Source organism: Polaromonas sp. YR568, from assembly GCF_943369415.1.
In the GTDB taxonomy this organism is placed as follows: domain Bacteria; phylum Pseudomonadota; class Gammaproteobacteria; order Burkholderiales; family Burkholderiaceae_C; genus Polaromonas.
Genome location: NZ_CALRNF020000039.1, coordinates 12,865 through 26,506, shown reverse-complemented (window position 1 = coordinate 26,506; position 13,642 = coordinate 12,865). Strand labels below are relative to the sequence as shown.

Below are 13,642 nucleotides of genomic sequence, written 5' to 3'. Positions count from 1 at the left end.
CACACGTTGCCTGACCGAACAGACAAGGCATATTCCGATGAAAACCATCACCACCGAACTGAAGCCCTCGCTGCGCAAGGCGCTGCTGGCCCTGGCCGGCGCCGCCCTGCTGGCCGGCGGCGCGGCGCGCGCGCAAACCGTCGCCTCCAACGTCGCCGTGCCGTTTTACACGGCGGGCGATTTCATGCGCGGCGCGTACCGCTTCTGGTACGCGCCGCAAGCCGCCGCGTTCGCAGAGCAGGCGGGCGGCCTTCCAGCCGCGGTGTCCGCGGTGTGTGACGCGCCTACGGACGCCGCAGCGCCCCCACTGGAGCAGGCGCGCGAGCGATGGAAAGCCACCGCCCTTGCCTGGGACCGTTTAAGCGGGGTGCAGGTCGGCCCGCTGGTGCAGCGCCGCTCGACACGCCAGATCGACTTCACGCCGACGCGGCCCGAGCTTATCAAGCGCGCGATTCAAACCGCCCCGCAAGATGCCACCGCCATGGAAAGCATAGGCACCCCCGCCAAGGGCTTGCCGGCGCTGGAGTGGCTGCTGTGGACCCAGCCCATCGCGCCAGCCACGCCGGCTTGCCGCTATGCGGTGCAGGTAGCGGCCGACGTCCAGCGCGAGGCCGATGCCTTGGCCAAAGCCTTTAACGAACTCGCCGCGCGCCCACCCGGCGAAGCCGAGCAAACCCAGGGCCCGGCCATGAGCGAACTCATCAACCAGTGGGCGGGCGCGCTGGAACGCCTGCGCTGGGCCGAAATGGAAAAGCCGCGCCTCGCGGGCAGCGCGCAAGGTGGCCGCAATGCCGTGGCCTATGCGCGCAGCGCCAGCGGCCAGACGGCCGCGCGCTGGGCCGCGCAATGGCAGGCACTGCGCACGCTGGGCGCCTCGCAAGCGGCCGAAGCGCCGCGTCCCGGCACCGGCCTGGCGCCGATTGAAACCTATTTGCGCGGCCTGGGCCGCAACGAGCCGGCCGACCTGCTGGCGCAAAGCGTGGGCAAGGCCGACAAGGCGCTGCAGAATGTGTCGCCCGCGAACCGCGCCGGCATCACCGCCGCCGGGCGTTCGCTGGCCGACCTGAAAAAACTCACCGAAGCCGAGATCGCGCCCGCGCTGGAAGTGAGCATCGGTTTTTCGGATGCCGACGGGGATTGACGAGATGGCCGCGCCCTTCACCTTGCAACGCCGGCAGTGGCTGGCCTTCGCCGCCTCGCTGGCCGCGCCCTTGGCCACATCCGCCATGGCTGCCGCGCGCGCGCCGCAGCTGGTGACGGCCTGGGAAGGCCGCGACGGCTACCAGGTCGGCGTGCTCGCGCAGCAGGGCGCGGCCCTGACGGCAAGCGCCGCGCTCGACGTGCCGACACGCGCCCACGGCATGTGGGCCGAAGCCGGCGGCACGCTGCTGGCGGTGGCGCGCCGCCCCGGCGACTGGCTGCTGCGCTGGAAGCCCGATGGCGCCGGCGGCGGCAAAGCAATTGCATGGGGCTGGATAGAACCCGACCGCGCCTTCAACGGCCATGTGGTCGCCAGCCCCGACGGCAAGCTGCTCTACACCACCGAAACCAACCTCGAAACCGGCCAGGGCCTGATCGGCCTGCGCGATGCCGCCACGCTGGAAAAAACCGGCGAATGGCCCACCCACGGCATGGACCCGCACGAGCTGCTGCTGGACGCCGATGGCAGCCTCATGGTGGCCAACGGCGGCATTCCCGCCCTTCCCGAAACCGGCCGGCTCAAGATTCACATGGACCGCATGGACGCTTCGCTGGTGCGGCTGGACACGCGCACGGGCGCGCTCATCGGCCAGTGGCGCCTGGCCGACCGGCGCCTGAGCCTGCGACACATCGCCTGGGGCGAGCCCGTGGCCGGCGGCGCGCCAGGCCGGCGCCTGCTGGGCATCGCGCTGCAGGCCGAACACGGCGACGCGGCCGCCAAGGCCGTCGCGCCCGTGCTGGCCGTGTTTGACGGCCAGCGCCTGCAAACGCACGCTGCGGGCGCCGGCCAATTACTTGCGGGCTACGGCGGCGACATCGCGCACACGGCCGGCGGCTTCGCGGTGAGCTGCCCGCGCGCCAACGGCGTGGCGCTGTGGCGCGCCGACGGCAGCTGGACCGGTTTCCTGCCACTGCAGGAAGCCTGCGCGCTGGCCGCAGCGCCCGCGCCGGGCGGCGAGCCCAGCCTGTGGGCCGCTGGGCGGCTGGCCGCGCTCACACAGGACAGCTGGGGCGCCACCCGCGCGTCACCACTCACAGACCTGCGCCTGGACAACCACTGGGCGCCGTTGGGCTGACACCGGGCCACACGCGCCAACGCCCCGGCACCCTTGCGGGTGACGGGGCGTTGGCCATTTGGCTTGGCTGAAGCGCTGCGCTTATTGGGCGGAAGGCTTCACGAGTTCGGCAGCGGCCTGGGGAGCGGCACCGGTCTTTTCAGCACGGGGAGCGGCCAGGTTTTGCTGGGCGGTCGCGCCGTTGTAGCTGGAGGCCGAATTGGCGCCCTGGGCTTGCACGACTTCAGCTTTGACTTCAGCGCGGGTTTTGGTCACGGGCGCCTTCATCTGGTCATACAGGTAGGAGTTGAAGGTTTCGGCGGAAGCGGCCACGGAAGTCAGGGCAGCAACGGCAACAACAGCGGCGGCAACAAAGTTCGATTTCATGATGAATATCCTCTCAAAAGTTAAAGTGACGTTCCGGGCATGGCGGGCTCATCTTCCCGTCTGTCCAGCCTCGGTGAGTCGCCTAGTAAGTGGCTTCGGCTCATCGATGTATGAACTGTATTCCTGTTAAATCAATCAAAAAATAGCAATTCCAACAATACATTGCTGTTAAATCAGCAACAATAGAGCTGTTATATAGGGGTTAACCATGGACCGTCTTCAATCAATGCGCGTCTTCCAGCAGGTGGTGGACGACGGCAGTTTTGCCGCCGCGGCGCGCAAATTCGACATGTCGTCCGCCGTGGTGACCCGCCTGGTCGGCGACCTGGAAGACCACCTGGGCGTGCGCCTGTTGCAGCGCACCACCCGGCGCCTGGCGCTGACGGACGCCGGCGAAACCTACCTGGCCCGCGTGCGGCACATCCTGAACGACATCGACGAGGCCCATGCCGCCGCCCAGGCGCATGCGCAGGAGATGTCCGGCACCATCCGCATCATGACGCCGCCGGTCTTCGCGGTGCACGTGCTGGCGCCGCTGGTGGCGGAGTTCGGCCGGCGCTACCCCAAGGTCGTGCTCGACATTCACGTGGACTCTCCGCTGGTGCCGCCGGTCGAAGACTACGACCTCACCTTGCTGGGCGCCGCCGACACCTTCGACGCCAATATCATCGCGCGGCCCATCGCCTCGTCCGACGGCGTCCTCTGCGCCTCGCCCGACTACCTGCGCCGCAACGGCACGCCGGCGCGGCCCGAAGACCTGCCGCAGCACCACTGCCTGCGCGTCAAGCAGGCCGCCAACCGGCACCGCACCTGGCGCCTGACCAATCCGGAAGAAGGCAAGCGCGTCATCGAAGTGCAGATAGAGCCCAGCATGCTGGTGAATCACTCGGACACGCTGATACGCGCCTGCGTGGACGGCGCCGGCATCATGAGCCAGTCCATCGACCTTGTGGCCAACCACCTCAACAGCGGCGCGCTGCAGCGCATCCTCTCGCCCTGGATCACCGGCACCAACACCTTGTACGCGGCGCTGCCCAGCCGCAAGTTCATTCCGGTGCGGACCAGCGTGTTCCTCGAGTTCATGACCGAGTACACGCGCAAGGTGATCAAGAAAATGGAAGCGCGACCGGACTGAGTTCCCGCGCGAGGCTCCTTCGGTATGGAAGGCCAGTGCGCCGTCCCCACTTAGGCAACAAGGCCGGCCCGCATATCCAGTGCGGATTCAAGTCATTTGAATTTCGCCATGCGCGATGAGAGATGCATCCCTTCTTGACGCGATGCTTTCAAAACTCTTTCACAAAAAAAGTTCCGCGCTGTCACGCATTCATTGTTCCAGTTCGGGCAATGGAATGTTCTAAAAACACGCACTTGTCTATACGTCTGGCGCAACAAGATTCGATGCATCGGTGAGCCACATTCATAACAGCGACTCAGCGAGGAAGGCCCCTCGGGCAGACCGCCCGTCCGACCGGATTTTTCAAAAACTGATCTAAAGGAAATTCATCATGAAATCGAATCTTGTCTCCGCTTCCGTTCTTGCCGTCTCCGCACTCGCCTTCTTCGGCTCCGCCAGCAGCTTCGCCGAAGGCCGCGACCCCTTCCCCCAGGACAAGGTGAATACGGTCAGCACCAAGACCCGCGCCGACGTGAAAGCCGAACTGCTGCAAGCCCAGCGCGAAGGCTATTCCGTGAACATCAGCCCAACCTACCAGGACGTCTATACGGCACCCGTCAGCGGCAAGGCCCGCGCTGAAGTGAAAGCCGAAATCGGCACCACCGTGTCGGGCGCCGCGCTCGATCGCGACTACCCTGTCGTTCAATAAGCGCTTTCTGCGCTGTTGATCACAACGGACCAAGGTGACAGCTCCGAAAGCGGCCACATCAGGTCCTTGAACAACAAAACATCCGTATGCGCGAAAGCGTGTTCGGATGTTTTGCCATTTGCACGCCGAGAATCACCGCAGCACTGATGGCCTTCAGCGCCACGGCGCTGCAGTAGCTGGTGTGCGAAGCCGGGCGACCTGATTCCGGAAACAAAAAAAGCCCTTGAATCCGTTAGGAATCAAGGGCTTGCGCATCTGGTGGCCTGGGGCGGAATCGAACCACCGACACAAGGATTTTCAATCCTCTGCTCTACCGACTGAGCTACCGGGCCTGAGCCTTAGATTATATATCAGCCGAAAGAGGTGCCTGGACGGCTGGCCTGGAAAGGCTTAGATGCCGCGCTTGCCACGCGTGAGATCGACGCCCAGCTGCTTCAGTTTGCGGTACAGGTGGGTGCGCTCCAGGCCGGTTTTCTCGGCGACGCGGGTCATGGAGCCGCCCTCCTTGGCGAGGTGAAATTCGAAGTAGGCCTTCTCAAACTCGTCGCGCGCGTCGCGCAGCGGTTTTTCGAGCAGGAAGCTTTGCGTGGCTTGGGGACCGAGATCAACGGGTGCGGGCAATGTGCCGCCGGTCATCACGGCTTCCACCGTAAGGTCAGCGGCGGGAAGCGGGGAACTGCTGTTCAGGGCTGCAGGTTTGCGGGGGCTTGCCTTGCTCAGGCCCTGCTCGACGGCCTTGAGCAGTTTTTGCAGGGTGATGGGCTTTTCAAGAAAGGCCATCGCGCCTATCTTGGTGGCCTCGACGGCGGTGTCTATGGTGGCGTGGCCGCTCATCATGATGACAGGCATGGTGAGCAGGCCGCTGGAGGACCACTCCTTGAGCAGGGTCACGCCGTCGGTGTCCGGCATCCAGATGTCCAGCAGCACCAGGTCGGGCCGGGAGCGGCTGCGGGCAGCGCGGGCCTGGGCCGCATTCTCGGCGAGCTCGACCTGATGCCCTTCGTCATTGAGAATTTCTGAGAGTAGGTCGCGTATGCCCAGCTCGTCGTCGACCACCAGAATATTTGCCATGATTGAACTGCTGCCTGCCTGTTGTTGTTGCGATGCCGTGCGGATTCGGAAATCGAAGTGTTACTGAATGTGTTGTTATGCCACAACTGCAAATGATAACGACACTTGCGCACCTTGCACTACGCCGTCGAAAACGCGGTTCGAAATATCGACGCGCGCCCCGTGTTCATCGGCGATTTTCTTGACGACCGCCAGCCCCAGCCCCGTGCCCTTGACCTTGGTGGTGACGTAGGGCTCGAAGGCGCGTTTGAGGATGTGCTCGGGAAAGCCGGTGCCGTTGTCGCGCACGCTCAGGCGCACCCGCCTGGAGGCCTCGGAGTATTCGGTCTTGAGGGTGACGCGCGCACCCTCTTTGCCCTCCTGGGCGTCCTGCGCATTTTGCAGCAGGTTGTGGATGACCTGGCGCAGCTGCTGGGCGTCGCCCTGGATCAAGGGAGCCTTGGGGTCTAGTTCAGCGACGACGGGCACGGCGGCGGCGCCGTCACGGCGCTGGCCACCCTGGCCGTCGCTGTGGCTGTCGTGCAGGTAGAGCTGCGCCACGTCGTTGATCAGGGCGTTGAGGTCCACCGGCTTGAGTTCGGCCGCGGGCAGCCGGGCATAGTCGCGGAACTCGTTGACCAGCCGCTTCATGGCGTCGACCTGGTCGACGATGGTCTTGACGGATTTGGTGAGCAGCAACTGCTCGGTTTCGCCCACCTTGCCGGTGAGCTTCATCTCCAGGCGCTCGGCCGACAGCTGGATGGGCGTGAGCGGATTCTTGATTTCATGCGCCAGCCTGCGTGCCACCTCTCCCCAGGCCTGCGCGCGCTGGGCCGAGACCATTTCGGAGATGTCGTCGAACACCAGCAGAAATTCCTCGGTGCCGGGCATCTTCGCCCCGCGTGCGATGAGCGTTATGGCGTTGTCGGGTGAGCCGGGCATGGCCGCGTTGAGTTCAAACGACTGCTGCCAGTGTTCCAGCCCGTGCGGCGCGTTGTCGCTGAGGTAGTCGGCGAACTGGGCCAGCACGTCCTTGGCGAACACGCCCAGGCCCGGGACTTCGCCCAGCGACTTGCCGTGGTAGGCCGCCAGCGGCGCGCGCAGGATGCGCGTGGCGCCCGGGTTGCTGGACTGGATGCGGCCGCGCACGTCCAGCACGATGACGCCGGCCGTGAGGTTGTCCAGGATGGTTTGCAGGTTGGCGCGCGCGGCATCGACCTGGCTCATGCTTTGCTGCACCGCCGTGCGGGCATCGGACAGCTGCTGCGTCATGTCGGCAAAGGAACGCGTGAGCCCGCCGAGTTCGTCCTTGCCCTGCAGCGCGGCCTTGGGCGTCAGGTCGCCCTGGGCCACCTGGCGCACGCCTTCGGCCAGCACCAGCAGCGGCTTGGCCAGCTGGTTGCCCAGCACCACGGCCAGCAATACCGCGCCGAACACGGCCAGGAACAGGCTGAGCGTGAGTGTGCCTATGTACATCTTGCGCAGGCCGCCGCGCGCCAGCGCGCGTTCCTGGTATTCGCGGTTGGCCTCCTGCACGGCGATGGCGTTGGCCACCAGGCCTTCGGGCAGCAGCTGGGTTACCTGCAGGAACCGGGAATCTCCGAGCACGGCCACGTTGGCGTTGTTCACCACGGCGATGGCCTTGACGCGCGGCGCGGTGGCGTTGGCCGCGGGCCCGCCGGCCGCGGCCGCCGTCAATTCCCCATTGCCGGCGGACACCACCTCGTCCAGGCCTTCGATCTGCGTGACGACGCGCTGCGTGCGCGCGCTGCGCAGCTGCTGCACCGAGGGGCGTTCGGGCTTGAGCAAAAACCGCGACTCGCCGGCGCTGGCAATCACCTGGCCCGAGGGGCTCCAGAGCACGACGTCGCTGGCCTGCAGCTGGTCGCGCAGGCGCTCAAGCGCCAGGCCGGCCATGGAGTCGGGCGTTTCGGCGATCTGCGTGGCGGCCTGCCGGGTCTTGTTGCCGAGGTCGGCCGCCAGCGTGTCCAGCGTGGCGCGGCCCAGGTTCAGGCCCGCGGCCAGGGCGCCTTCGACTTCCACGTCGAACCAGCTTTCAATGGAGCGCGAGACGAACTGGTAGGACACCACGTAAATCATCAGCCCCGGCATCAGGCCGACCAGCGCGAAGATGGCCGCGAGCTTGACCAGAAGGCGGCTGCCGAAGCGGCCGCGGCGCAGCCGCAGCAGCAGGCGCGCGACGATCCAGCCGATCACCAGCAGCAGCAGGCCGGCGACGGCCACGTTGAGCACCAGCAGCAGCGCGTAATTGCGTTCGTAAAGCTCGCGGTTGCCGGTGGCCTGCGTGAGCAGGAACATCAGCACCAGGCCCAGCGCCACGATGGCGCCTATGCCGACACCGACCGTCCAGCGAAAGGCCTTGCTGCTCTTGAGAGACCCGCCGCTGACCTGCAGGTTCACTTGGTGGCCTCGGTGCCGGGGGCCGCGGGAGCGGCCTGGGGGGCGGCGGGCTCAAGCCGCAAACGATCCTTGACCTGCGCGGAGATATTCCAGTCCCGTTGCCCCGCCACGCCGATCTGGAAGGGCCGCGGCAACTGGGACAAGTCCAGCCTGAAGCTGAAATCCAGCTTGTATGAGGCCTCCGGGTCCACGTCGCCGGCGTCGGCAATCTTCCAGCGGGCCACGCGCTGGATGGCCGACAGCGCCTCGGGCAGGGTTTCGTAATTCTGGTTCAGCGTGGCGCGCAGGCCGGCGGAACTGGCGATCAGCCCGGACGCGATGTTGACGCGCCAGCGCCGGGTCAGCGGCTGGTAGGCCACGCGTATGGTGCGGGCGGCACTGGCCACGCGCGGGTCGGTCCAGTACCAGCGGTCGCGGTAGATGTCGGCCTCGACCACAAAAAACATCGGGATGCCCTTGAGCAGGGCGTCTTCCACCACAGGAGGAAGGTCGAAGCGGACCAGCGCGGACAGGTGCACGCCGTCGTCGCCGCGTTCCACACGCAGTTGCGTGATCTCGGTGGCGAAGGCCGGCACGGGCGCCCAGGCAAGCAGCACGCCAAGGCACACGCCAGACAGCCAACGCGCAACGGCACCCGCCAGGCGCCGGCAGTCGTCAGCGGCGGTGTTTTTCAAGGAGTGCGTAATAGAAACCGTCGTGCTCACGCATCAAATTGTCCGGGAAGACCGTCGCTTCCACGCCACTTTGGGGCAGCAAATGCCCCGGCGAGGGCCTTAATAGGGCATCGGTGTGGTGCGTAAGAAACGTTTGCAGCTGGTTGTCACCTTCCGCCCGAAAAACCGAGCAGGTGCAATACAACAGCCGCCCGCCCGGCTTGAGCAGGGGCCAGAGCGTTTCCAGCAGCTTCGCCTGGATGGCGGCCAGCTGGGCGATGTCGGTGGGCCGGCGCAGCCAGCGCACGTCGGGGTGGCGCCGCACGATGCCCGAGGCGGTACAGGGGGCGTCCAGCAGGATGCCGTCATACGGCCGGCCGTCCCACCAGCCGTCCGGCTTGCCTGCGTCGCCCACGCGGATGTCAGCCTGCAAGCCCAGGCGCTGCAGGTTTTGCGCCACGCGTTCGCAGCGGCGCGCATCTATGTCCAGCGCCGTGACTTCGCAATCGGCCATTTCCAGCAGGTGGGCGGTTTTGCCGCCGGGTGCGGCGCAGGCGTCGAGGATATTGAGCCGGGCATTGCCCTCCCCGGGGACCGCCAGCCCCTCCAGCAGCAAGGGCGCGGCCAGCTGGGCGGCGGCATCCTGCACCGAAAAGTGCCCCTCGGCGAAGCCGGGCAGGCTGGTCACGGCGCGGGCGTTCGCCAGGATCACGCCGTGTTCGCCCACCGGCGCGGCGTCGATCCCGGCGGCCTCCAGCGCCTGCAGATAGCCGGCCTGCGTGGTTTTGCGTTCATTGACGCGCAGGATCAGCGGCGCGCGGCTGTTGTTGGCCTGCAGGATGGGCTGCCACTGCCCGGGATGGTCCTTGCGCACCCGGTCTATCCACCACTGCGGGTGGTTCCAGACGGCCTGGGGGCTTTTTTCGCTGCGCGCGACCAGCTCGTCGCGTTCGCGCAGGAAACGCCGCAGGCAGCCGTTGATAAAGCTGGCCTGGTGCTGCGTGGCGTCGCCGCGCTTGGCGGCCTCCACGGCCTGGTCGACCAGGGTGTGCGCGGTGTAGGGCGCGTCGTTTTCGGTCCAGATCAGGGCCAACGCCACGCACAGCAGGGCGTCGGCCTCGGGCGGCGGCGGCCGGCGGGCCAGCTGCTGGCGCAGGGCCTCGGCGCGGCCCAGCCAGCGCAGCGTGTGAAAGCCCAGGGCCTGGACGCCCGGCCGCAGCGCGGCGTCAACGTCTTCGAGCGCGGCGGTCATGGACTGGCCGTCGCGCACGGCCATCAGCAGGGAAGCAGCCCCTTGCAGCTGGCGCCACAGGGGAACTTGGGTGGGGTTGTCTTGCATCGGTTCCGTGGAGGCGGGTTTTGGGAAGCCGCCGTCAAACCATTCAGGGGCGAACGGCGAATAGCTGTATTAGACCAGCCTCGCCGCTACGGTCCTGAGCCCCCTCCAGGACGTTCAGGTCAAAGTGTCTGCCCAGATATTGCTCGCCCAGTTCAGCGCATAGACGCCTTCAAGCTCGGTAGGCCCGGTGCTGACGCCGCCGGAGCCGGCAACGGCTTTGAAGGTTTTTTCGGCGGCCACGTACTCATGCACGCTGGCCACGTGGATCACGTTTTTGTTGTCGACAAAGCTGTAGCAGGTGTTGGTCAGCATGGGCGCGGGGTTGACGTCCCAGCCCGAGAGCTCGGCCACGATGGCGGCGGCTGCGACCTTGCCGTGGTTGTTGGCCATGTGGCCGCTCTTGGGCATGGCGGGTGCCACCTGGATGGAGTCGCCGAGCACGTGGACGTCTTTGGCGGCAGTGGATTCAAACGTCAGGTAGTTGACGCCGCACCAGCGGTTGTTGGCCTGGTTGTTGAGGCCCGCCTGCACGGCGATGGTGCCGGCGCGCATCGCGGGCAGCACGTTGAGCACGTTGGCTTTCACGTCGTCCTGCACGTCGAACCGGATGATGCCGGCCCTGGCGTCAACGGACGTGGCCTTGTGCTGGCCGCGGTATTCGACGATGCCCTTGTACTGCTCGGCCCAGACCTTCTTGAACAGCGGCCCCTTGGAGGTGACGTCGGGATTGGCGTCGAGGATCAGCACCTTGCTGCGCGGCTTGGCGGCCTTGAAGTAGCCGGCGATGACCGAGGCGCGCTCATACGGGCCGGGCGGGCAGCGGTAAGGCGCTTCGGGAATCGTGATGGCATAGACGCCGCCGTCGGGCATGGCCTCCAGCTGCCGGCGCAGCGCCAGGGTTTCCGCGCCGGCCTTCCAGGCCTGCAGGACCTGGCCGGTGTCATTGGCGGCCTTCAGGCCCTCGATGCTGCCGAACATCAACTCAACGCCCGGCGAGACCACCAGCTTGTCATAGGCGATGGTGGCGCCGCCGGCCAGCGTGACGGTTTTCTTCGCGGTGTCGATGGCGCTGGCGTAATCCTTCACCACCGTGATGCCGTGGGCGCGCGACAGGCTGGCATAGGAGCTCGTGATGTCCGCCATCTGCTTGCCGCCGCTGAGCACCAGGTTGGAGATGGGGCAGGAAATGAAAGCCTCCTGCGGCTCGATCAGCACCACGTCGATGGTGTGGTCGGACAGCAGGCGCACATATTTGGCGGCGGTGGCGCCGCCGTAGCCGCCGCCTATCACCACGACCTTGGCTTTGGAGGGAACGGCTTGTTTATCACGCGACGACGATTGCGCCAACCACCCAATCCCGGCTATTGCCGCAAGGGCGGCAAGAGTGGCGGATCCCTGTATGGTTTCACGACGATTCATTTTGGGCGTCCTCACTTTTGTTGAGCCGAAAAATAACCGGCCAGCGACTCGACCTGCGCGTCGTTAAAGCCCTTGCTGATCTGGTGCATCACCGTGGCCGGCCGCGCACCGCTCTTGAAGGCATTCATCTGCGCGACGATGTAGCCTTTGTCGAGGCCGGCCAGCGAGGTGACCGTGGAGCCTTCGACCACTTTGCCGTTGGTGCCGTGGCAGTTGGCGCAGGTGGCGGCCAGGCTCCTGGTGTACAGCGCTTCCTTGCTTTGTGCCTGCGCCTGGGGGCTGAGGGCCAGACAGAGCAGCGGCAAGCCGAGTTTGGCGAGTCGTGGGATTCTCATGGTTCTTTTCTCCTGGCGGGTTCAACGCCGGTTGTATCTTGAACTGACAATTTAACGCGGTGCCCCCGGCACCCTATAGGGAGTATCCAGTACTTCAGCGCATCATGTCAGGCCGGCATTCGAACCATTGGTGATGTGCTTGGAACCAACTCATTGTTGGCATCGGCGGCTTCAAAAGATGGCGTCAGGCCGCGTCGGCAGTTCGTCCCGCATGGACAGCGCCCCCATGGGCCGGCCGTAGATCTGGAAGATGCGTTCGGACAGCGGCGGGTGGCTGGCGAACCAGCGGCCCCGGTCGCGGGCATCGACCAGCAGCATGTGCTGCACGGCCGGGTGCAGGCTGCGCGAGGGCGCCATGCCCTCTTCTTCTTCGCCGGCCACCTTGCGCAACACGCCGCCCAGCCCTTCGCGGCTGCGCGTGAACTGCACGGCGCGTGCGTCGGCGAGGAACTCGCGTTGGCGCGAAATCGCCGCCTTGAGCGCGCGCCCCGCCAGCCAGCCCAGCGAGCCCGTGACCAGGATGGGAAAGCCGGGCAAGGCGAGGAAGGAGCGCTGGCCATTCCCGTCGGCCTCGCACATGCTTCGGCCCAGGTTGAAGACCATCTCCAGCCCGAACACCATGCCCGCCAGGCGCATGTTCAGGCGCGTGTCGCCTTCGCGCAGGTGGCTCAGTTCGTGGGCCACCAGGCCCTGGAGTTCGTCGCGCGTGAGCTTGTCGAGCGCGCCCTGCGTGACGGCGATGACCGCGTCGTCACCGCCCCATCCCGCGGCGAAGGCATTGATGGCGTCCAGGCGCGGCAACACCATGGCCAGGGGCGGCTTCATGCTGGCGGCAATGGCCAACTCGTCCACAATGTTGCAAAGCTTGTGCTCGGCCTCCCGGCTGGCGGGCCAGGCTTCGCGCGCGCCCACGCGGCGAGCCAATGCCTCGCCGCCGCTGCCCAGCGCGGAGGTCTCCAGCCACCAGCCGCCCAGCACGAACAGCAAAGTCATGGAGGTGTTGACGGTGAAAAAATAGGCCGGGTAGCCGCTGAAGCCCGGTGTGACCAGGCGCCAGGCCAGCGCCAGCGCCCCGTTGACCGCCAGCAGCAAGGCGACCAGCGTCAGGCCGAACAACAGCAGAAGCCGCAGGGTCTGGGCGCGGGCGGTTTCCTGCCGGTCAAAGAAGCGCATCAGTATTTCCGAATGTCACTCGACCTTCGATGCCTCAGTGAAATCGAAAACCTGCATGGAGCTCTTCGCCCAGCAGGGGCCGCGGAACCGGCTTTGCCGGGCCGCAGGCGCAGCGGCCCCCTCGGGGGGAAGCGCATTACACGAAGTGAAAAGCGTGGGGGCCATCACATCTCAATGCGGACGGCCTGGCGCTCCACGGCGCTCTCGGTGGCGCGCAGCATGGCCGAAGGCGCAAAACCAAAGGTGCGCGCGATCATCACGGCCGGGAACTGGCCCTGCGCATTGTTGTAGTCCAGCACGGCGTCGTTATAGGCCTGGCGTGCAAAGCCGACCTTGTTCTCGGTGCTGGTGAGTTCTTCGCTGAGTTCGCGAATCGTCTGGTCGGCCTTGAGTTCGGGGTAAGCCTCGGCCACGGCGAAGAGGCGGCCCAGGCTGCCATCCAGCGCCTGCTCGGCGGCGGCCAGCGCGGTCACCGCGCCGGCGTTGGCGGGCCGACTGCGCACCGCATCGCTGGCGCTGCGCGCCTGGTTGCGCGCGAGGATCACGGCCTCCAGCGTGCTTTGCTCGTGCTGCAGGTATTTTTTGGCGGCTTCCACCAGGTTGGGGATCAGGTCGTAGCGGCGCTTGAGCTGCACGTCGATCTGGCCGAAGGCATTGGCAATGATGTTTTTAAGCCGCACCAGCCGGTTGTAGGCGCCTACGGCCCAGAAGACCAGCAAGGCGAACACGGCGATGGCGACAAGCGTACTGAGGGACATGGGACTCCTTGATGCTGAAGGGCGCCGGA

General features: G+C 66.1%; 13 protein-coding genes and 1 tRNA gene. 4 read left to right on the top strand and 10 right to left on the bottom strand.

Going from position 1 to position 13,642, the window contains the following annotated elements:
* Positions 1–37: 37 nt before the first annotated feature.
* Together ACLV74_RS21205 and ACLV74_RS21200 are read left to right on the top strand one after the other, a co-directional pair.
* Entirely contained in the window at positions 38–1,141 is a 1,104-nt protein-coding gene (locus ACLV74_RS21205; RefSeq protein ID WP_411881396.1) for an imelysin family protein, read from the top strand.
* Positions 1,125–2,276, top strand: coding sequence for a DUF1513 domain-containing protein (locus tag ACLV74_RS21200; protein ID WP_411881395.1), 1,152 nt, complete (start codon positions 1,125–1,127; stop codon positions 2,274–2,276). Before ACLV74_RS21205 ends, ACLV74_RS21200 begins: the two co-directional genes overlap by 17 nt.
* Before the next feature lie 81 nt (positions 2,277–2,357).
* Here ACLV74_RS21200 and ACLV74_RS21195 read toward each other — a convergent pair whose 3' ends face one another.
* Positions 2,358–2,642, bottom strand: a complete 285-nt coding sequence (locus ACLV74_RS21195) for a DUF4148 domain-containing protein (RefSeq protein ID WP_411881394.1) — start codon at positions 2,640–2,642, stop codon at positions 2,358–2,360.
* Positions 2,643–2,850: 208 nt separating this feature from the next.
* Here ACLV74_RS21195 and ACLV74_RS21190 point away from each other — a divergent pair, with 208 nt between their 5' ends.
* Together ACLV74_RS21190 and ACLV74_RS21185 are read left to right on the top strand one after the other, a co-directional pair.
* Entirely contained in the window at positions 2,851–3,777 is a 927-nt protein-coding gene (locus ACLV74_RS21190; protein WP_411881393.1) for a LysR family transcriptional regulator, read from the top strand.
* 370 nt (positions 3,778–4,147) lie between these two features.
* On the top strand, positions 4,148–4,465 hold the full coding sequence (locus ACLV74_RS21185; protein WP_411881392.1) for a DUF4148 domain-containing protein: 318 nt from the start codon (positions 4,148–4,150) through the stop codon (positions 4,463–4,465).
* Between the two features lie 256 nt (positions 4,466–4,721).
* On the opposite strand, the gene ACLV74_RS21180 is transcribed toward ACLV74_RS21185, so the two are convergent.
* The 9 genes from ACLV74_RS21180 to ACLV74_RS21140 all read right to left on the bottom strand — a co-directional run bounded on the left by ACLV74_RS21180 (position 4,722) and on the right by ACLV74_RS21140 (position 13,613).
* Positions 4,722–4,797 (bottom strand) — tRNA-Phe (locus ACLV74_RS21180).
* A 58-nt stretch (positions 4,798–4,855) separates the two neighbouring features.
* Entirely contained in the window at positions 4,856–5,536 is a 681-nt protein-coding gene (locus tag ACLV74_RS21175) for a response regulator (RefSeq protein WP_411881391.1), read from the bottom strand.
* 75 nt (positions 5,537–5,611) lie between these two features.
* Positions 5,612–7,936 carry an ATP-binding protein gene (locus ACLV74_RS21170; RefSeq protein ID WP_411881390.1) on the bottom strand — a complete coding sequence of 775 codons (2,325 nt, stop codon included), beginning with the start codon at positions 7,934–7,936 and terminating at the stop codon, positions 5,612–5,614.
* Positions 7,933–8,610 carry a DUF4390 domain-containing protein gene (locus ACLV74_RS21165; protein ID WP_411881389.1) on the bottom strand — a complete coding sequence of 226 codons (678 nt, stop codon included), beginning with the start codon at positions 8,608–8,610 and terminating at the stop codon, positions 7,933–7,935. Before ACLV74_RS21165 ends, ACLV74_RS21170 begins: the two co-directional genes overlap by 4 nt.
* A complete protein-coding gene (rsmB, locus tag ACLV74_RS21160) occupies positions 8,591–9,928 on the bottom strand; it encodes a 16S rRNA (cytosine(967)-C(5))-methyltransferase RsmB (RefSeq protein ID WP_411881388.1) in 1,338 nt (445 codons plus the stop codon). The genes ACLV74_RS21165 and rsmB overlap by 20 nt, the downstream gene beginning before the upstream one ends.
* 114 nt (positions 9,929–10,042) lie before the next feature.
* The gene (locus ACLV74_RS21155; RefSeq protein ID WP_411881387.1) at positions 10,043–11,347 is read right to left on the bottom strand and encodes an NAD(P)/FAD-dependent oxidoreductase; all 1,305 of its coding nucleotides are present in this window, start codon (positions 11,345–11,347) and stop codon (positions 10,043–10,045) included.
* A gap of 11 nt (positions 11,348–11,358) precedes the next feature.
* A complete protein-coding gene (locus tag ACLV74_RS21150) occupies positions 11,359–11,682 on the bottom strand; it encodes a c-type cytochrome (protein WP_411881386.1) in 324 nt (107 codons plus the stop codon).
* A gap of 171 nt (positions 11,683–11,853) precedes the next feature.
* Positions 11,854–12,855 carry a M48 family metalloprotease gene (locus ACLV74_RS21145; protein WP_411881385.1) on the bottom strand — a complete coding sequence of 334 codons (1,002 nt, stop codon included), beginning with the start codon at positions 12,853–12,855 and terminating at the stop codon, positions 11,854–11,856.
* Positions 12,856–13,019: 164 nt separating this feature from the next.
* A complete protein-coding gene (locus tag ACLV74_RS21140; RefSeq protein ID WP_411881384.1) occupies positions 13,020–13,613 on the bottom strand; it encodes a LemA family protein in 594 nt (197 codons plus the stop codon).
* Between the last annotated feature and the right edge of the window lie 29 nt (positions 13,614–13,642).

Bases quoted from the DNA above. Each gene is read 5' to 3' on its own strand.
- ACLV74_RS21205 (WP_411881396.1), top strand. From the start codon at position 38: ATGAAAACCATCACCACCGAACTGAAGCCCTCGCTGCGCAAGGCGCTG.
- ACLV74_RS21200 (WP_411881395.1), top strand. From the start codon at position 1,125: ATGCCGACGGGGATTGACGAGATGGCCGCGCCCTTCACCTTGCAACGC.
- ACLV74_RS21195 (WP_411881394.1), bottom strand. From the start codon at position 2,642: ATGAAATCGAACTTTGTTGCCGCCGCTGTTGTTGCCGTTGCTGCCCTG.
- ACLV74_RS21190 (WP_411881393.1), top strand. From the start codon at position 2,851: ATGGACCGTCTTCAATCAATGCGCGTCTTCCAGCAGGTGGTGGACGAC.
- ACLV74_RS21185 (WP_411881392.1), top strand. From the start codon at position 4,148: ATGAAATCGAATCTTGTCTCCGCTTCCGTTCTTGCCGTCTCCGCACTC.
- ACLV74_RS21175 (WP_411881391.1), bottom strand. From the start codon at position 5,536: ATGGCAAATATTCTGGTGGTCGACGACGAGCTGGGCATACGCGACCTA.
- rsmB (WP_411881388.1), bottom strand. From the start codon at position 9,928: ATGCAAGACAACCCCACCCAAGTTCCCCTGTGGCGCCAGCTGCAAGGG.
- ACLV74_RS21155 (WP_411881387.1), bottom strand. From the start codon at position 11,347: ATGAATCGTCGTGAAACCATACAGGGATCCGCCACTCTTGCCGCCCTT.
- ACLV74_RS21150 (WP_411881386.1), bottom strand. From the start codon at position 11,682: ATGAGAATCCCACGACTCGCCAAACTCGGCTTGCCGCTGCTCTGTCTG.
- ACLV74_RS21145 (WP_411881385.1), bottom strand. From the start codon at position 12,855: ATGCGCTTCTTTGACCGGCAGGAAACCGCCCGCGCCCAGACCCTGCGG.
- ACLV74_RS21140 (WP_411881384.1), bottom strand. From the start codon at position 13,613: ATGTCCCTCAGTACGCTTGTCGCCATCGCCGTGTTCGCCTTGCTGGTC.